The 17,855-nt window shown below is 40.6% G+C and carries 17 protein-coding genes; 11 read left to right on the top strand and 6 right to left on the bottom strand.

The annotated features are described in order from the left end of the window. Nucleotides 1-35 precede the first annotated feature (35 nt). From NSTC745_RS07320 to NSTC745_RS07300, 5 genes are all read left to right on the top strand, one after another. Complete coding sequence (locus NSTC745_RS07320; protein WP_445636558.1) at nt 36-452, top strand: hypothetical protein; 417 nt, start codon at nt 36-38, stop codon at nt 450-452. Next, nucleotides 436-1,542: a hypothetical protein gene (locus NSTC745_RS07315; RefSeq protein ID WP_445636557.1), complete on the top strand. Its 1,107-nt coding sequence runs from the start codon at nt 436-438 to the stop codon at nt 1,540-1,542. Before NSTC745_RS07320 ends, NSTC745_RS07315 begins: the two co-directional genes overlap by 17 nt. After that, complete coding sequence (locus NSTC745_RS07310; RefSeq protein WP_445636556.1) at nt 1,475-2,845, top strand: hypothetical protein; 1,371 nt, start codon at nt 1,475-1,477, stop codon at nt 2,843-2,845. The genes NSTC745_RS07315 and NSTC745_RS07310 overlap by 68 nt, the downstream gene beginning before the upstream one ends. 107 nt (nt 2,846-2,952) lie before the next feature. Next, entirely contained in the window at nt 2,953-3,459 is a 507-nt protein-coding gene (locus tag NSTC745_RS07305; protein ID WP_445636555.1) for a hypothetical protein, read from the top strand. Nucleotides 3,460-3,474: 15 nt separating this feature from the next. Then, complete coding sequence (locus NSTC745_RS07300; protein WP_445636554.1) at nt 3,475-5,109, top strand: AAA family ATPase; 1,635 nt, start codon at nt 3,475-3,477, stop codon at nt 5,107-5,109. 239 nt (nt 5,110-5,348) lie between these two features. Here the strand turns inward: NSTC745_RS07300 and NSTC745_RS07295 are convergent, their stop codons facing one another. The 3 genes from NSTC745_RS07295 to NSTC745_RS07285 all read right to left on the bottom strand — a co-directional run bounded on the left by NSTC745_RS07295 (nt 5,349) and on the right by NSTC745_RS07285 (nt 8,550). Further along, nucleotides 5,349-5,999, bottom strand: coding sequence for a sigma-70 family RNA polymerase sigma factor (locus tag NSTC745_RS07295; protein WP_445636553.1), 651 nt, complete (start codon nt 5,997-5,999; stop codon nt 5,349-5,351). Between the two features lie 251 nt (nt 6,000-6,250). After that, the gene (locus NSTC745_RS07290) at nt 6,251-7,627 is read right to left on the bottom strand and encodes a DUF2330 domain-containing protein (RefSeq protein ID WP_445636552.1); all 1,377 of its coding nucleotides are present in this window, start codon (nt 7,625-7,627) and stop codon (nt 6,251-6,253) included. A gap of 17 nt (nt 7,628-7,644) precedes the next feature. Beyond that, nucleotides 7,645-8,550: an RnfABCDGE type electron transport complex subunit D gene (locus NSTC745_RS07285; protein ID WP_445636551.1), complete on the bottom strand. Its 906-nt coding sequence runs from the start codon at nt 8,548-8,550 to the stop codon at nt 7,645-7,647. Between the two features lie 295 nt (nt 8,551-8,845). On the opposite strand from NSTC745_RS07285, the gene NSTC745_RS07280 reads away from it, so the two are divergent. Next, nucleotides 8,846-9,511, top strand: coding sequence for a polysaccharide deacetylase family protein (locus NSTC745_RS07280; RefSeq protein ID WP_445636550.1), 666 nt, complete (start codon nt 8,846-8,848; stop codon nt 9,509-9,511). Between the two features lie 266 nt (nt 9,512-9,777). Here the strand turns inward: NSTC745_RS07280 and NSTC745_RS07275 are convergent, their stop codons facing one another. Both NSTC745_RS07275 and NSTC745_RS07270 read right to left on the bottom strand, forming a co-directional pair. Further along, entirely contained in the window at nt 9,778-10,533 is a 756-nt protein-coding gene (locus NSTC745_RS07275; protein ID WP_445636549.1) for a Uma2 family endonuclease, read from the bottom strand. Between the two features lie 88 nt (nt 10,534-10,621). Continuing rightward, nucleotides 10,622-11,599, bottom strand: coding sequence for a carbohydrate kinase family protein (locus tag NSTC745_RS07270; RefSeq protein ID WP_445636548.1), 978 nt, complete (start codon nt 11,597-11,599; stop codon nt 10,622-10,624). A gap of 362 nt (nt 11,600-11,961) precedes the next feature. Between NSTC745_RS07270 and pedR the strand changes: the two genes are divergently transcribed. From pedR to NSTC745_RS07245, 5 genes are all read left to right on the top strand, one after another. After that, nucleotides 11,962-12,225, top strand: coding sequence for a photosynthetic electron transport-dependent transcriptional regulator PedR (gene pedR, locus NSTC745_RS07265; protein WP_096535280.1), 264 nt, complete (start codon nt 11,962-11,964; stop codon nt 12,223-12,225). A 418-nt stretch (nt 12,226-12,643) separates the two neighbouring features. Further along, nucleotides 12,644-13,345, top strand: coding sequence for a DUF6391 domain-containing protein (locus NSTC745_RS07260; RefSeq protein ID WP_445636547.1), 702 nt, complete (start codon nt 12,644-12,646; stop codon nt 13,343-13,345). 229 nt (nt 13,346-13,574) lie between these two features. After that, complete coding sequence (locus tag NSTC745_RS07255; protein WP_445636546.1) at nt 13,575-14,576, top strand: glycosyltransferase; 1,002 nt, start codon at nt 13,575-13,577, stop codon at nt 14,574-14,576. A gap of 29 nt (nt 14,577-14,605) precedes the next feature. Continuing rightward, nucleotides 14,606-15,673: a dTDP-glucose 4,6-dehydratase gene (gene rfbB, locus NSTC745_RS07250; RefSeq protein ID WP_445636545.1), complete on the top strand. Its 1,068-nt coding sequence runs from the start codon at nt 14,606-14,608 to the stop codon at nt 15,671-15,673. Nucleotides 15,674-15,892: 219 nt separating this feature from the next. Continuing rightward, on the top strand, nt 15,893-17,086 hold the full coding sequence (locus tag NSTC745_RS07245) for a serine/threonine protein kinase (protein ID WP_445636544.1): 1,194 nt from the start codon (nt 15,893-15,895) through the stop codon (nt 17,084-17,086). A 79-nt stretch (nt 17,087-17,165) separates the two neighbouring features. Here the strand turns inward: NSTC745_RS07245 and msrA are convergent, their stop codons facing one another. Next, nucleotides 17,166-17,834: a peptide-methionine (S)-S-oxide reductase MsrA gene (gene msrA / locus NSTC745_RS07240; protein WP_445636543.1), complete on the bottom strand. Its 669-nt coding sequence runs from the start codon at nt 17,832-17,834 to the stop codon at nt 17,166-17,168. Nucleotides 17,835-17,855 lie beyond the last annotated feature (21 nt).

Here is a 17,855-nt window from a genome sequence, read left to right as displayed (position 1 = left end):
TCATATTTACTGAGTAATTTATAAGTAAATTATTTATGTCATATAATCACATTGCCATTTACCAATTTTGCCGAGCTTTTAATAATATCCATTATTCAGAAAGACACAAGCGATATGTGTCAGGTGGCTTTGCCCACGATCAAATTACTCACTGGAACAAAGAAGTTCCTCAAGAAATTCGCCAATATCCAACATTTGAATCGTGTTATAGAAATGCAAACGAATATCAGAAAAATATAATAATTAGCATATTTATGCCAGATCAAACTGACATAACAGTTGAAAATAAACTAAAGCAAAAAGGAAAAGCTATACAATTTATTGATGAGATTCCTAAACGAGATGAAAGTGAATTTAAAGTGAGAGTGACAAAATTACAAGAGTGCCAAAAAAGGAAAGCTATTGAATTTGATAATTGCTTGGATAACAAAAAATATGAATTTAACAATTAGAGCAATTTTATATTCCATCTGTGGTGTGATTTCCGCTCTTTTGGGCTGGAGTATTAGTCAGATTTTATGGCTAGATATAGGTGGAAATTTTGTCCATTTTTTGCCCAAAAATATTAATATACCTCCATATCTGATTTTGTTCATGGTTATCACTCCTTTTATAACTAGCGGAATGATAATTGCAGAGGTTTTTTTAAGTAACCCTACTCGTTATCAAGCTAATTGGCGAGTGATTTCGCGGACATCTTTAAAAAGAGTGTTCATCATTGGTGCATTCTTAGGTTTACAACTAACTGGTCTTAATTGGTTGCTATTAGCAAGTAACTGGCCTGGTGTGCTGGTGCGAATAATTTCTTGGATGGAAATTGGGGCTTTTGCTGGTTTGGCTGAAAGTGTTAGTTGGAGTTGGCGGAGTATTGATGGTAAGGGTAGTCAAGTGACTCAACGTATTGTTCGCAGCACTCTATCTGGAGGAGGTGCGGGACTGTTAGCGGCTATCCTCAGTGAAGGTGTAAATCAAGCTTTAGGCCAATATCGAGATGTTTTTGGATTTTTATTGTTTGGGGCTTTGTTGGGATGGGCTTTGTGTTTTGCTGCTATTCCTAGTTATCGGGTAGCTTTAAGGGCTGGTCATGGGTTTGAAGCAGTAAAACCGCAAACACGCCGCCCGACTACTGTGATAGGAACTCAGACAAATTTGACTACAACACCTACACAAATACTTAACCCTACTTTAAACAATTCATCTTTAAAGTTTATTCCTGATGGAAATTACAGAAATATTGAGGAGGGTTTATCAATTCAATTGCCAGCATACACTAAAGTACCATTAATTATTGGTTCTGCTAAGAATGTTGATATTTATATTCCACATTTATCACAAGAATGTGTAGCTTTAGAAGTCAAGTTTGGGATTGTAGAAATTATTTGTTTGGCTGAAGGTTTTGTACAAATTCAAAATAGTTTATTGTCAGCCAGCAGAAAAGTAACTTTAAGACATAATCAAATTATCACTCTTTACCATGAAGATAATCAAGACAAATTCTATCGCTTTGTTTTCTACGATCGCCTCCTTGACCCCCAAGCTTAAATTAGGTATTCTGACGTTATTATTCGGGTTACTACCTTTACCTGCACTAGCTAATTACAAAGTTCTAGTATCCCCTCGTCCTGGTGGAGAAATTGTTACTTTAAAAGTTCAAGTTCTCGATGAGAATAATATTCCCATTGAGGATTTAAAAAAGTCAGATTTTAAAATTGAGGCAGCTAAACTTAATCAAAGTTTGTCAGTTATTAATAGAATGCGATTAATCCCACCAGGCGAACAGTTAAAATCTGAACCGACTTATGTGGTGATTCTCCTTGATATGAGTGGGAGTATGCAAGAAGAAGATGAGAAAAAAGTTAAAAAAATAGATGGTGCTATTAGTGCAATTAGAGAGTATATCAAGCTAGTTAGAGATAATAATTTACCTGTAAGTATTGCTTTAGTACCGTTTGGCGAAGGAGGTGGTAGCAAGTGTAGTTATGAGGTAAATCAGCAAATTATTGCTAAAAGTTTTTTCTTAGCCAACGATAAAGAATTAGATAGGAAAGTTACAGCTTTATCTAATTCTCCAACTTGTGCTGCAACAAATTTATACGAACCTCTGAAAGCTGCTGTGCAGTATTTAGGAAAACCAAATCAATTCACTAATACCGCAAATAATAATGAGTTGGACGATCGAAATACAGATACACCCGAAATTCCTCCCAAATTGGGCGTAATTTTATTATCTGATGGCTATCATAATGTGAATCGAGATACTGAAGAAACACAGTTTGCTGAAGTAGAAAAAGTGCTAAAGGAAAATTCGGCAGTGAGAGTTTACACTTTAGGCTATGGTGAATCTTTGAAACATTTACGCGATCGCGCTTCCAATTGTGATATTTCTGATTATAAATTAACTCAAAACAATGCAGTTGATTTAATTAGCAGATGTCAATTAGGTGGCAAGAGTATTACTAGTTTTATTGTCGATCGACCCCGTTTAAAGCAAATAGCTGATTTAGGTGGGGGGATTAGTCAATTTCCTGATAATGCCACTGACGCTGTTAAAAGTTTGGAAACTTTCTTTAAAGCTTTAAGAGAATATGAATTGCAATATAAACAACCAGGTGCAGAACCAGGAGAACAATATCAAGTGCAAGTTAGTGTAAATTCTCGTAGTAGAAAAATTGATGTCAGTTCGGAACCAGAAACTTTCAGAATTCCCAACTTTTCTATTCAACTACCTTTGATTCCCGATCGCTTAATTATCCTCATTTTAACTTTAGCAGCATTAGGAGGCACTTTATGGTGGTTTAAAGGTTGGAGCGAACAACTTAAAAAAGATGCTGAAAGGTGGTTATAAAACAGGAGTCAGAATTCAGAATTCAGAATTCAGAATTCAGGAGTCAGAATTTAGAATTCAGAATTTAGAAAAGCTACTCCTATGCAAAGCTGCAAAGGAAAAGAATTATGTCAGAATATACCCTAGTTGTGAGAATTCCCCAAGCAGGAAATAGAGAGATTAAGTATTCTATTCAGTTAAGTGGGCTAGATGAAAATTATCCAGATGACTATTTTCGCCACGAAAAAAATCGTTTAGCCATTAGTCAAGCTATCGAACAACAATCAGCAAGAAAAGTCAGTCCAACTAACTTAAATTCTATTGTTGCTACGTGGATTTTAGATATTAAATCTGGTTTACATCGAACTGTAGTTACTTTAGATTTACCCCCAGATGTGTCTTCACCTATACAAACTATTACAACTCCAATTAGTAATAATATCACCTTACATGCCAAGCAACCGACTCGACAACCCTTAACACCAACAACTGTAGTTCAAACTGCTAAAAATCCTACAGTTGAATCTGTTAATACTACTACTAGTATTCCAAATCCAAGTAGTGCAAATAATTCTGAAAAACCAAAAGAACTACCTCCAGATGTCCGCGCAGATACTAACAAAGCTGATTTTTAATCAAGGTTAGCGAATATGCAAACTGAACTTCCGTATAATAAGTGCAAGCAAGAATTACAAGATTTGTTGCGATCGCGTTATCCGTTGATTTTTCTGCGTTCATCGGAAGAAAGTCGCGCTATTCGTTGTGCAATTGAGGCTCATCTGGCAATTCTGAATACTCAAGATATTCAAGATGGAGAGTTAGTGCAGTGGAGTACTACCCAAGGCTTTGAACAAAGAATAGAAACACCAGCAACTGCTAATCAAGCACAATGGCAACGATTGGGTAATCCACCCGATCGCAGTCATAATATAATATTACAAGCATTGGAAGGCTTAGAACATCGTTTACAGGAACAAGTAGCTAAAAATCTTAACCGACAACATACTTATTTATTGCCTGATTGGTCTGTATTGCTGGGTGCTGATGACCATTTAATAACGCGAAGACTCAAAGAATTAATTATAGCGATCGACCAAAAAAGACCTTTACCAAGAATGTCTTTAATTATTATTGGCTCAGATTGGACAATTCCCACAATTCTTCGCAACATAGTTCATATTATAGATTTACCTTTACCTGTAGAACAAGAACTTTATGATAACGTTTTTAGTGTCGCTGTAGAGAAATATAGTTTAGCAGAAGCCGACGCTTGGAGATTAGCAGAACAAGCTCAAGGTATGCCATTACAAGCAGCTATTCAATGTGCAAAGTTATCAACTATTCGTAATCTTTGGTCTGAACCAGAAGAAGCCGGACAATTATTATTACAAGCCAAAAAGCAAGAAATTAGAAAAACAGGAGTTTTAGAATATTATGCTCCTCAAGGTCAGGGTTTGAGAGATGTCGGCGGGTTAAGCAAAGTAAAAGAATGGATATATAGTCGTGAGGCTTGGTTTACCCAAGATTCGCAGCCAGAATTACGTCCTCGTGCTATTTTACTAGAAGGTTTTCCTGGTTGTGGTAAAACTTTTATTGCCAGAGCGATCGCTCAAGAATGGCGTGTACCCCAAATTAATTTTGAAATTGCTCGATTACAGTCTCGTTGGGTAGGCGAATCAGAAAGTAATACTTTTCAAGCACTCAGAGCAATTGAAGCATCTGCTCCTAACATCCTATTTATGGATGAAATTGAGAAAGCATTTGCTGGTGTTGGTGGTGATAGTTCAGGAGTTAGTACTAGACAGTTTGGGACATTTTTATCTTGGTTAAACGATCACGAATACCCGATTTTTTTTATAGCTACTTGTAACGATCGCGAAAAATTACCTCCGGAATTATTTCGGGCTGGTCGCTTTGATGAAATTTTTATAGTTATGCCACCCAATACAGAAGAAAGATTTCAAATTTTGCAAAAGCGTATTAGTGCTTATAAATTACCACCAACCCCTTCCACCACATTAGAATATTTAGTAGATCGGACAGCAGGATATTCAGGAGCAGAATTAGATAAATTAGTTAGAGAAGCAATCTATCTCGCTGAATACGGTCACTTACCAACAAAAACTCATTGGGAAAATGCTTTAAATCAAATTAGCCCTCAATATCGGACTCCAAACATGCAACAACTGTTGGCTAAATATTTGAAGTTAATCCAAGGTGGTGGTGGTAAAAGCGCATCAGTATTGGAAATAGGTTTTTTGGAAAATCTTATTCTTGGATCTTGAATTTTTGATTAAATTATTGTAGGGTAGCACACCTTTTCTACCCTACCGTATTTATTGAATTGCAAATTTATCTAAATATTCTTCTTTATTAAAACTCTATCCCTTCATAGCTAGATTATTTATTAATTCTGAATTCTGATTTTTGTTTTATTCTTCCTTGTTAAAGAAACTTGGATGGTTTTCATACCAGTTTCTTTAACTTTGGAAAAGTTGCTAACAGATTGACTCTTCTTCTTTATTCATAACAATCCCTCCGATTCTGCGAATTTACGCAAGCGCGGTAGACACTGACGCTGATAAAAACTGCTCAATGTCGGAATTGACAACCCGAATTCCTCAGACAACTCTCTCCAGCTAACTTCTGGGGGTAGGCGTTTGAGAATTAATATCTGACAATTTACATCTGGACGCCCTTTGATGTAAGTACGACGGAGTTCTCCATCAGAGTCTGCCTTCGCCCAGTTCTCCAAGTCTTCTAAAATTGGAGGTGCTTCCGGCGTAGCCGCCAGATTATCTATAGGATCGAGGGTTTCACTTGTTCCGCCAGATGTAGACTGACGAATTCTAAGAGGGACTGTTGTGGCTTGTTCTCGGTTTTGATTCAGGTAAAAGTCTTGTAGCCTCCGTTTTAGGTAAGCATTCAGCCAGGTGATCGGAGTACCATAAGCAGGGTCATATTTTTGACCTGTTAAACCCTCACAAACATTACGGCAGAAATACAACCAAGTTTGTTGTAGTGCGTCTTGATAATAGGGAGTACTTTCCCTCCAGAGTCTACTTGCCGTCAAACGAATAATCTGTGTGAGCAGCTTCTGACGCTGAGGGCTTCCAGGTGGGTATCCACAGGCTTCGGTAACTAAGCGGCGTAGCTGTTCATCGAATTGAACCATGACAATCTTCAGGAACAAAGCAAGAATATCTTAGTATTGCCTATAACAACACCTTAGAAAATTACCTTTCATCAAGAAATTAGGGCATGGGGTGATGGGGGTATGGGGAGGTGTGGGGAGAGAGGGGGGCAAGGGGAAAGGTTAAAGGTTAAAGGGAAAAGGAATAAATTTAATCTTTCCCCTTTTCCCCTTACCCCTTTCCCTTTCTCCATACCTCATGCCCCATGCCCAATGCCCCATGCCCAATCTTGTTAATATAATCCAAACCAAGACAGGAAATTTTCCCACCAAGACAATCTCAAATTGCTTACATTCAGTTTCATTTTGTTGCGAATGTCTTGAATATTCCAGTTGGTGAGTTTGGCTAGAGTTTGCGCTTCTTGTTCAAAGCGCTTGGGTAAAGAACGTTTATATTCTCTACCCGCCTGACACTTGAGTTCTCCTTGGAAGGGATGTTGCAAAACATAACGCCCTTGGAAAGAATCACGATTACCTGTTTGTTGGAATATCAAGTCTTCGGGGAATTTGTCGCGGGTGTAGCGTACATGCAACCGGGAGATGAACACATTACTTGTAGGAAACGGACGACGGAAGTTCGGCGGCGCTGGCACGCTAGTTTCAGAATTATTATCTAGCCAAAATACGCCTGCTTGCTTAAGTTCCTCTGGGGTTAGGGGATCGGCAGAACAGGGATCGCAATTACTCATGTCCCAAGCATATTCCAAAAAACCAACTTTCTTGTCTTCTTTGGTGTAGACAGTTTGAAACATGGATTTGTAAAATTCACCAAATTCATTTTTCACAAATACAGGAATGTTGGCATCGGAGGGAATTTTCACTGTCCGATAATTAGTGATTTCTGCCTGTCCTTCGGGTGAGAGGATGTAAACAATTAAATCCTGCTCTGTGGTGGCATTGATCATGCCCAAACGAATTGGCAGCATGAATCTGGGTGACTGGTAAGAAATTTGTAGCGGGCGAAGGAACTGGTAGCCAGATTTCTCGAATTTATCTAAGTTGACTTTTGCAACAAAGAATTTCATCGAGGAGCGGATGTAAGGTTTAAGTAACTGTTTTGCTCCTCTAGGAATTTTGTAGCCATTGCGTTGCAGCCAAGTTTCCAGTCCGCCAGATTCTTTAGCACTGAGAATTACAATGTCATATTCACCGACGTTAAAACGTGCTTCTACAGTCACACCCAAACTAGCATCTTCTCTGGCCCTACCTGCCCCATTACTTGCTGCTGGTGCTGGTGCTGCTTGTGGTCGATCGTACTCGTAAAGCGGGGCACAAGGATCTGAGTCAAAATATTCCACTAATCGCGGCGCACTAAAAGCATCCAAACGTTCAATAATTTTGGGTTCAGTGACGCGGACTTGCTCTTTTTTTATTACAGTTGGTACGGGCACTACCATTGCAAAATCTTTGACTTCGCCTTGAAAATCGTTTGCCATTGTCAAGACGGTGCGATCGCCATACCGCGCTATTACCACCTGAGATGCTTTGTTATAGAGTTTTGTATCAGCCTTCGCTACATAAAATCCACAAAATGCCCAAGCTGTCGGCGCAAAGGACAAAACAACTACAATTGCCAATAATAATGGCGTCAAAAATCGCAAAAATTTCATTTTATACCTCTGTATTTTTAAGTTAAAAGTTGAGAGTTAGGAGTGAGGAGTGAGGAGTTATAAGAATTCTCGTCATCTTCTAAACTCTGGGAAGCTAAAGCTAGATTTTCCTTTTCTCCCGTTTGCCAAGAAAACCTTGGTGCTGACCAGAGAAAATCTATTAGGATGGTCGATGGTGCAAGGATAAACAGTGCCCAGAAAACTGCGGTGGAAACAAAGAAATAATTTCGCAGGATAAAAGTTAATCCGGCGATGCAGATTGCCCAAATTACGCGCCCGATTCGAGAATTGGGAATCGATCGCGGATCGGTAATCATAAATAGAGCAAATAACAGTAAAGATCCGCTCATTAATCGGTGCCAGTAAACATCCCAAGTCCAACCCAGCCAGAAATTACGAATCGCCTCTAGTAGGGAATACGCACCCAAAAAAGCTGCTGTGGTGTCCCAACGTCCAATTCGTTGCAAAACCATACCCCCAGTACCGGCGAATACTAGCCCATACCACCACTCTTCACCCCACTGTCCCGGTGAAACCCAAGCGTCACTGGTGAAAATCAAGGCACAAATAATGCCAAAATTGCCAGGATTAAAGAAATGCTTGTCGCCGACTCGCAAGATAAATTTGCTGGCGATGGCACTTGCTACAGCTATTGCCATTGTTGTCCAATGGTCAGCCCGCAACAGCAAGCTCAATCCTAAAGAAGTAATTAAGGCACTGCGAAGATTTAAGCTTTGCGCTTTGTTATTTCCAAATGACCAACGACCGAGGACTAATGACAATACCAATTGAGTTGAAAGACTTGTGGCGATCGCTACTGCAATCAATTCTGGTCGCAGTGTCCAGTCTCGCGTACCTATTCCCAAAACTAGGAACAAGCCGAGAAATAAAATTTGGTAGTCTCGTATATCTTTGAGCAACATTACCGACTAATTCAGGGATTACCCGTAGATTTTTCATCAATTTAGACGAGTCTTAGCTCAAATAATATTGCTGTTACAGATTTTGTTACAAATGTAAGCTTATGGATTTTATATTGACGGTTAACAGTCATCAGTTAACAGTCAACAGCCTTAAAGCTCCTACGCTTCGAGTTTTTATAGATTACCATTTAACCAAATATGGTTTATCGCCAGAAGTGTAGGCGTAGCCGATCGCAGAAATCCCAATTTAGCCAGCAACACCTACAAAAAGTTTTCAGCAGCAAAAAAACGCAAAATGCAACTAGCTCCTCTGTTCCCGATTTTTTACCGCATTCTTCAGCCAAGTTTTCCCAATTGTCTTTGGATGGGAAATCCCCATAGGAAAGCGATCGCCTTGACATTTGATGATGGCCCTCATCCGCAATATACACCGGAAGTGTTAGCAGTTTTAGACCAATACAAAATTACAGCGAGTTTTTTTTGGTTGGGTATTTGCGTCAACCGTTCGCCAGCCATTGCTAAAGCTGTTAGCGATCGCGGACACTGGATCGGATTGCATGGTTACGATCATCGCTCTTTTCCCATGCTTTCACCAAATGAACTCAAGCAGAGTTTAGAAAAAACCCAAGTTGCCATCTACAATGCTTGCAATCTGCAACCCGAACAAGTGCGGGATGTCCGTCCCCCCAATGGTTTATTTACACCTACTACTTTGAAATTATTTTCACAGTGGAATTATCGCCCAGTAATGTGGAGTGTTGTACCAGAAGATTGGGTACGACCAGGCGTCAACACTGTGGTAAAGCGAGTTATGCAGCAAGTCAAAAATGGTTCGTTAATTGTCTTACACGATGGTGTTTGTGGCGGACAAGATGTTGCTGCCACAATCAAAATTCTCATTCCTCAATTGCTACAACAAGGCTATGAATTTGTAACTGTTGATGCTTTATGGCAGCGGTGATAAATCTCTGAATAAATACAATTTTGGTGCTAATTAAACGTTAGTTTTATAGCTTATATCTCAATACACTTCACTTAAGATTCGATCCTCCCTAACCCTCCTTTTTAAGGAGGTAAAAAGCCCCCCTTTTTAAGGGGAGCCAGCGACGGGTACGTAGGGGTCTCCCCAAGTAGAGCGACTGGCGTGGGTTGGGGGGATCTTCTAGGGATAACCTTAACACCAAGGTTAATCGTCAACGGTCAACAGTTAACAACCTAACAACATTTCTATTCAAAAGTAGGTAAATTATTAGGGTCAATACCTTGCGACTGCAAATAAGCAATTAGTCTTTCTTTTTGCTGACGTTCTTGTTCGGCACGTTGGCGTTCCTGTTCAATTTTTTCCACCGCCCAAGGTAATAAATTCCCATCTTTATCCCACCAACGTAACCAATAACCAGTATGAGCTTCTTTTGTTCCTTGCCATGTTCCCAAAAATAAGCCCATTGCATCTACGAAATGACGATCATTTTCGTCTGCCAATTTTAACTCATAACGTCCATTTTCCAATTGATAATATTCTAATAACCCGCAATTTGGCTCAAAAATTATGTAAATAGGAACTTGCAATATCTGTTCGTAAAAAAACCATCTTCCTGGCGGGTAAGTGCGCTTAACCGAATATTCTCCACCGTCTGTATCAGAGAGAAATTCCACCACAATTAGCGGGATTTCACCTTCTAAAATAGGTGTGTAACTTTTGCGATTGCTGATAACTTCTTTCGCTGTTGGCACATACACCCAGTCTGGTGCTTTAATCGCCAATTGCCCGTTAACGGTTGCACATAATCCAAAGTTGGAAGCGATTAACATTTGGGGTTGGATGAAACCACTAATTTCTAAACTTTCACGCAAAGCACCAGCTAATATTGGCTGACCTGTATTCTCCACTGGTTCATCCTCTAGTTGAAAATCTTTAGGTAAGGCTTCCCAAGTTATTATCAGTTGATTTGATGCTTTGCTTTCATTGAATTGGGTTATCATAATCAATTCCAAATTCAAATTTCAACCTATTTTCTAGCTGGGAATATCAACTTTGATGAGCTAATATTCCCGCTAGTTTTGTTAATCCCTACAGTTGATTTGTGGCTAAAAAAGCTTCGACTTCGACCGCTGTGGGTTGAGAAGCGATCGCACCTGGTTTAATGGTAGTCAGTGCCCCAACAGCACTGGCATAGGTAACAATGCGTTTTGCCGTTTCTGCATCCCGCAAGCTGTGAATACCATACTGGCTGAGTTGGTGAATAAATCCTGCTAAAAAGCTATCTCCTGCACCAGTTGTGTCAACTACAGGAATGGAAAATGAGGGTAATTTACCTTCGTTTTCACCAAGACAGTAAGTGCAACCATTTTCTCCATCTGTGACTAATACTCCCTCAATGGAAGCCAGACGGTAAGTTATGGCTCCCGGATCTGCCGTTTCAAAGAGCCATTCGGCTTCTTCTTTGGAAAGTTTGAGGAAATCGACTTTATTAAATAATTCTGGAATTTTTTGATGAGCGATGTTTGGATCGTGCCAAAATACAGGACGCCAGTTGACATCCAGCACAATCTTCAGGTCGTATTGTTCTGCTAGTTCTAGGGCGCGGTAAACTGCCTGTTCGCTGTCAGGATAAGCTAACTCCAAGGTGCCCAAAACTAGAAAATCTGCCTCTTGAAACAGTGAATCTGGCAATTGTTTGGCACAGAGGCGAGTATCAGCAAATTCAGAGGTATCATACTGACCAAATCCAGCAAAAGTGCGATCGCCAGACAGATCCCTTGTGACATAAACTTGCCGTGTTGGTGCTGTCGGATGGCGTTGCACCCCTGTGGTCTCTACACCCACATCTTGTAATAGCTTCACCAGTGCATTTCCTGGTTCATCTTCGCCAACAGCCCCAATAAAGGCCGTTGGCGTCCCCAACTTGACTAAAGCACAGGCCACATTAGCTGGTGCCCCTCCTGGGTAGGGAGTCCAGGATTTCACTTGTTCCAGCTTTAGCCCCAATTCATCGGCTAAACAATCAAACAAAATCTCACCAAGACACAAAACGCGGGGATTGCTCATTTCATTTTAGATTTTAGGTTTCGATTTTGGATTACGAATTTCCAGTATAAAATCTACAATAATTGTTGCTATCTGTCGCCAGTCCTTCATAGAATTAAATGGCAATTTTTACTACTCTAATAACATATATATGCCCCTAATACATGCTTTATTTGTCTCAGTATTTAAACTATACTTATAACCAAAATATGCTATATTTTTTACACAAAAAAATTAGTTAGTTAAATTGCTGGCAACTTGAAATCGAAAAAAATATTGACAATCGTATTACTGCTAACACTTGAAACCCCTACCAACAAAAGAATCTTCTAGAATTAGAAAGAGTGATTAAGTACATATACCAAGGGAGGATAGAAATAGTCATGGCTGGTGGCAAGTCTGAGACCCCTGTTAGTCTGTCAGACAGAGAGCTGCAAATTATCGACTTAGTGGCCGCTGGCTTAACTAACCAAGAGATTGCAGTGAAACTGGAAATTAGCAAGCGTACAGTTGATAACCATATCAGTAACATTCTCACCAAGACCGAGACAGAAAATCGAGTAGCCCTTGTCCGCTGGGCTTTACAGTGGGGCAAAGTCTGTTTGAATGATGTCAATTGCTGTCCTCTGCCTAACCAGATCGAATAAACAATTGACTCGTCGTAACACGATTTATCTAGTGTAGTATGCTGAAAAGCCAATATTGAGTTTTACTGATTGTTCCTCTCCTCGCACATTTGTTACGGTGCGAACACTCTACCAAAAGCTCCGAGTCTTTGCGATCGGGGACTGGGGACTGGGGACTGGGGGAGGCAGGGGGAGCAGGGGAGGCAGGGGAGAATAACTCTTAACCTCACTAAATAGTCAACAGTCAACACTCCCTGTTTGGCCGATTCCCCATGCCCCATGCCCCATGACGCCAGTTGCTTTCCGACGCGAGGCGACAGGATCGCACTGGCTCCCCCATGCCCAGCTCAATAACAAAAATTAGCAACAATTCAGTGATGCAAGCGCTACATTTGAAAGAAATCTACGTTGCTCCATCGGCTTGGAGAGCAGTGTTCCGATGAATACTTCTGCTTCTTTTCAAAGTAGTTCTTTTCCCTTTGAATTTTTAAATTTTGATTTGACAACACCCCTGTCAGGAAAAGTTCCAACCTCAGAATCTCAACCCTCAGACTTTCCATATCCCACACAAGATGCTGACTTACTCAGGCAACTGTCGTTCATTCCAGGGTTGAAAGAAATTTTGATGCTGCGGCAGGTTCACGCACTAGAACATGCTACTGTCTGGGTTCTGAGCGAATCAAATAGTGCATACCACACCACAAGAGAACCTAATAAAGTTCAACTAGATAACGAACTATTAGGCGGTCTGTCCACGGAACAAGGATTCTACCTCTATGGCGAAGTGAATATCAGTGATTTGCGGCGTGCAGTCGCACTTGCCCGACATCGCATCACTACTGGAGAATGGGATTTAGCGGTACATCCCCGTTGCGGCACAAATTTATCAGTAGCAATGCTTTTAACTGCCGGATTAGCTGTGGGCGTACATTTATTGCTACCATTCCGACCAATAGAGCAAATTATAGGTTTGGGGTTAGCAGCAACAACAGCTGCTGAACTCGCACCTGATTTAGGTTCTATAGTACAGCGTTACTTAACAACCGCCATTCCTTTTAACCTAACAATTGAAAACATTATCCGTACACGCGACCTCTGGGGACGTGAAGCGCATTTTGTCCGGGTGAAGTGGCAAGAATGAAGACAGTAAGGGGAGTGGGGCATAGGGCATTGGGCATGGGGTATGGGGAAAGGGAAAGGGGTATGGTTCGACAAGCTCACCAACCGGGGAAAAGGGGAAAGATTAAATTTATTCCTTTTCCCTTTAACCTTTAACCTTTCCCCCTGCCTCCCCATCTCCCCATCTCTCTATTCCCTCATCTCCCTACCTCCCCACCTCCCCACTCCCTGCTCCCCTAAAAAAATTAATTATGAGAAAACTTTACTTCTTACTTCCTGGTACAGATGGAAAATTTGCCTGCGGTGGTCTTTGGGCAGAATTGAAAACAGTTAATCTGGTTCAGCAGATTTGTAGTGCTGAAGTTGTAACTTATCGCCAACGGGAAAAAGGTAAGCAATTCATTGATGATTTACTCCAAGAAAAAAATCTCAATGATGTGATTTTTGTAATTAATTGGGGATTTGATGTAGCTCAACTTGTCCCTAAACTAAAGCAATACAATGTTGTTTACCACGCACATAGTCCAGGTTACCCATTTAAGCTACCCGCAAGTATTCCGATTGTTACTGTTAGTCGCTACACAATGGGATATTGGGGAGAAAAATCACCTAATTCTTTGATTTATTATTTGCCTAATCAAATTTCTGATGATTTTAAAAATTTAGGTTTAGAACGAGATATTGATGTTTTAGTTCAGGCTCGGAAATCTTCTGAGTATTTAATCAAAGAATTGATTCCAGGGTTACAAAAACATTGTAACGTTTTCGTTGTTGATTCCTATGTCGAGGATTTACCTGGACTATTTAACCGTGCTAAGGTTTACCTCTATGATTCTGCTGAGTACTGGGCACAACAAGGTGTTAGTGAAGGATTTGGTCTACAACCAATGGAAGCCCTTGCCTGTGGATGTCAAGTATTTTCTAGTGTGAATGGTGGATTGTCAGATTACTTAGATCCTGGATTTAATTGCTATAAAATCGCTGGATATTCACAAGAATATGATGTGCAACGTATTTTAAAGGCGCTTGATTATTCAGGACGCTTTCCGTTAGATGAAGATTTTTTTGCTGAGTATCGAACTGAAAATATTGTTAAGCGTCTACAAGTAATTTTGGATGAATTAAATACATTTTTTGACCACAAAATACAGCAGCCATCTAATATTAATAGTTTAACAAAAATTCGTAGGGCTAAATTATTGGCACAGAAAATATATGGTAAGCTGAGAAAAAAATATTTGAAGTTTAAATAAACAAACCGCAGATAGAGAGAGGAAATTGGATGAGTCGGCGATTATTGGTGACGGGGGGTGCGGGGTTTATTGGGGCAAATTTTGTACATCATTGGTGTCAAGCTTATCCCGATGACCGGGTGGTGGTGTTGGATGCTCTAACTTATGCGGGAAATCGTTTGAATTTGACCCCGGTTGAGGGAAGGGAGAATTTTCGGTTTGTGCAGGGGGATATTTGCGATCGCCCCCTCATAGATAATTTATTATCAACGGAAAATATTGACACCATCGCCCATTTTGCTGCTGAATCTCATGTCGATCGCTCGATTCTCGGCCCTGGTGCTTTTGTGCAAACTAATGTAGTAGGAACTTTCACTCTCCTCGAAGCTTTTCGCCAACATTGGCAAGCAAAACCACAGCCATCTGATTATCGTTTCTTGCACGTTTCTACTGATGAAGTCTACGGTAGTTTAGGCCCAGATGATGCAGCTTTTTCTGAAACTACGCCCTACGCTCCCAATAGTCCCTATTCAGCTTCCAAAGCTGGTAGCGACCACTTAGTGCGTGCTTATTATCATACATATAATCTGCCGACAATTATTACAAATTGTTCCAATAATTATGGTTCTTATCAGTTTCCAGAAAAGCTGATTCCCCTAATGTGTATCAATACTTTAATTGGTAAACCATTACCTGTTTATGGTGATGGTAAAAATGTCCGAGATTGGCTTTATGTAGGCGATCATTGTCGAGCATTAGATGTAGTAATTAATCGCGGAAAGCCAGGGGAAACATACAATATTGGTGGTAATAATGAGGTAGAAAATATTAAACTTGTCGAACTTTTATGTCAAATGATGGATGAATTAGCACCCGACCTACCAGTGCATCCAGCAAAGCAGTTAATTACTTTTGTCAAGGATAGACCAGGACACGATAGAAGATATGCCATTAACGCCAATAAGATTAAAACTCAACTTGGTTGGACGCCTTCGGTAACGATTGCCGAAGGTTTGCGTTTAACTGTTGAGTGGTATCTCACTCATCGTGATTGGTGGGAACCTTTGTTATCTGCGGAATATCAAGCTTATTATCGGAAAAATTATTCTGTAAAATAACTTCTCAAATCTCAATCCTTTGAATCAGATACATCGGTAGGGGCTTTACAGCTGTGCACCCCTACAATATCTCTATTGACGTGTGGTTAGTTATTTGTTTCTGTACCTTAATCATGTGCGAAGCACTATAAATTAGCTAGCTCCCGCAGTTTCTCCAAATAATGACTATCCTTGAATAGTAAGGGAATGAGATTAGCGTAAATTGCCAGCAGGTGTCAGATGCTGCAAGTAGAACAGATATTACAAGACCGTTATCAAATTCAACGCCAACTCGGCAACAATGGAATTCGTCAAACTTGGCTAGCATTGGATTTACAAGCTGATGATGGCGAGAACTCTAGTGTTGTAATCAAACTTTTGGCTTTTGGCGGTACTGTACAGTGGGACGATTTGAAACTTTTTGAGAGGGAAGCACAAATTCTCAAACAGCTAAATCATCCCCGAATTCCTCAGTATATAGATTATTTTTGTATTGACGATCGCACTCTCTGGTTTGGCTTAATACAAGAATATATCCCTGGTGAATCGCTCAAGGATAAACTTGCCAGTGGCAAAAGGTTTAGTGAAAAACGAGCTAAAAAAATTGCTGTTGAAGTATTAAATATTCTTACGTATTTACATGAATTAAATCCAGGAGTATTGCATAGAGATATTAAACCAAGTAATTTAATCTGGGGCGAAGATAATCGAATTTATTTAGTTGATTTTGGCGCAGTTCAAGATAAAGCGGCAAAAGAAGGCGTTACTTTTACAGTTGTCGGTACTTATGGTTATGCCCCAATGGAACAATTTGGTGGACGTGCGGTAGCGGCTTCGGATCTTTATGCATTGGGGGCGACTTTAATTCATCTGTTAACTGGTATCCCGCCATCTGATTTACCCCAGCAGGATTTACGATTGCAATTTGCAGACCGCGTGAACCTCAGCCCCAGTTTTATCAGTTGGCTAGAAAAATTGGTAGAACCCGCACCAGAGCAACGTTTTACTACTGCTCGCCAAGCACTACAAGCCCTTAAATCTGGTGTGGTTGTCAAATCTGCAAACAAATATCAGCTTTTACCGCCAAAAGAAATTATTAATAACTCTGGATGCGGTATCAACAATCACAATGAAACAGTACCAGAGGAAATTCTCGGTTGGAATTGGGGTGCATTTCTCATGCCTTGGTTATGGATGTGGACTAACCAAGTGTGGTATGGGTTGTTTTGTTTTATACCCCACGGTTGGTGGGTAATGGCGATCGCCCTTGGTGCCAAAGGCAACGAATGGGCTTGGAAAAGTAGACAGTGGCGCAATATTGAACACTTCAAAGCCCATCAAAGGGGCTGGGCGATCGCTGGTATTTTAATTGGTGCGCCCATTAGTATTATGTTGTGGCTGAGGGCGATCGCTTTGGTTAAATCTGCATTTTAGTAGGGGATTGGGCATTGGGCATGGGGCATGGGGTGTAATTTTTCCCCATCTCCCCATCTCCCCATCTCCCCAGTCCCCGTTACCCAGTCACTTGCGATTCAACTACACCGATGGGGCAAGAAACGCTTGTTCCTCCCAAACCGCAATAGCCGTTGGGATTTTTTGCTAGGTATTGTTGATGGTAGGCTTCGGCGTAGTAGAACTCAGGGGCATCCAAGATTTCTGTGGTAATCTTGCCATAGCCTGCCTTGTTCAGGGCTTGTTGATAAGCTTCCAGCGATGCTTGTGCTAGTTGCTTTTGATTTTCGGAATATACATAAATTCCCGAACGATATTGAGTGCCAACATCGTTGCCTTGGCGCATCCCTTGGGTGGGATTGTGACTTTCCCAAAAGACTTTCAGCAGTTCGGAATAACTAATCACTTTCGGATCGAACACAACCAAAACCACTTCGTTGTGACCGGTTCTTCCACTACACACTTCTTCGTAAGTAGGGTTGGGTGTGAAACCGGCAGCATAACCCACTGCGGTGGTGTAAACTCCTTTAAGTTGCCAGAATTTACGTTCTGCGCCCCAAAAACAACCAAAACCAAACAAAGCTTTCTCTAATCCATCAGAAAAAGGAGGTTTTAGGGGATTTTTGTTGACATAATGATGAGCGGGTACTGACATAGACTGTGCCCTTCCTGGCAAAGCTTCCTCAGGGGTGGGCATGTTTTGTTTTTTGCCAAATCCGAATAGTGCCATTGATTTTGATGAATATACATC

It is taken from the genome of Nostoc sp. DSM 114161 (genome assembly GCF_052692665.1).
Note: the sequence above shows the minus strand (reverse complement) of the source record. Positions and strands in the feature narration are given on the sequence as shown.

Excerpts from the sequence above, each read along its gene's own strand:
- NSTC745_RS07295 (WP_445636553.1), bottom strand. The coding sequence starts at position 5,999 with ATGGTTCAATTCGATGAACAGCTACGCCGCTTAGTTACCGAAGCCTGT.
- NSTC745_RS07245 (WP_445636544.1), top strand. The coding sequence starts at position 15,893 with ATGCTGCAAGTAGAACAGATATTACAAGACCGTTATCAAATTCAACGC.
- NSTC745_RS07280 (WP_445636550.1), top strand. The coding sequence starts at position 8,846 with ATGCAACTAGCTCCTCTGTTCCCGATTTTTTACCGCATTCTTCAGCCA.
- NSTC745_RS07305 (WP_445636555.1), top strand. The coding sequence starts at position 2,953 with ATGTCAGAATATACCCTAGTTGTGAGAATTCCCCAAGCAGGAAATAGA.
- NSTC745_RS07275 (WP_445636549.1), bottom strand. The coding sequence starts at position 10,533 with ATGATAACCCAATTCAATGAAAGCAAAGCATCAAATCAACTGATAATA.
- NSTC745_RS07290 (WP_445636552.1), bottom strand. The coding sequence starts at position 7,627 with ATGAAATTTTTGCGATTTTTGACGCCATTATTATTGGCAATTGTAGTT.
- msrA (WP_445636543.1), bottom strand. The coding sequence starts at position 17,834 with ATGGCACTATTCGGATTTGGCAAAAAACAAAACATGCCCACCCCTGAG.
- NSTC745_RS07285 (WP_445636551.1), bottom strand. The coding sequence starts at position 8,550 with ATGTTGCTCAAAGATATACGAGACTACCAAATTTTATTTCTCGGCTTG.
- NSTC745_RS07260 (WP_445636547.1), top strand. The coding sequence starts at position 12,644 with ATGAATACTTCTGCTTCTTTTCAAAGTAGTTCTTTTCCCTTTGAATTT.
- NSTC745_RS07300 (WP_445636554.1), top strand. The coding sequence starts at position 3,475 with ATGCAAACTGAACTTCCGTATAATAAGTGCAAGCAAGAATTACAAGAT.
- NSTC745_RS07270 (WP_445636548.1), bottom strand. The coding sequence starts at position 11,599 with ATGAGCAATCCCCGCGTTTTGTGTCTTGGTGAGATTTTGTTTGATTGT.
- NSTC745_RS07255 (WP_445636546.1), top strand. The coding sequence starts at position 13,575 with ATGAGAAAACTTTACTTCTTACTTCCTGGTACAGATGGAAAATTTGCC.
- NSTC745_RS07320 (WP_445636558.1), top strand. The coding sequence starts at position 36 with ATGTCATATAATCACATTGCCATTTACCAATTTTGCCGAGCTTTTAAT.
- pedR (WP_096535280.1), top strand. The coding sequence starts at position 11,962 with ATGGCTGGTGGCAAGTCTGAGACCCCTGTTAGTCTGTCAGACAGAGAG.
- NSTC745_RS07315 (WP_445636557.1), top strand. The coding sequence starts at position 436 with ATGAATTTAACAATTAGAGCAATTTTATATTCCATCTGTGGTGTGATT.
- NSTC745_RS07310 (WP_445636556.1), top strand. The coding sequence starts at position 1,475 with ATGAAGATAATCAAGACAAATTCTATCGCTTTGTTTTCTACGATCGCC.
- rfbB (WP_445636545.1), top strand. The coding sequence starts at position 14,606 with ATGAGTCGGCGATTATTGGTGACGGGGGGTGCGGGGTTTATTGGGGCA.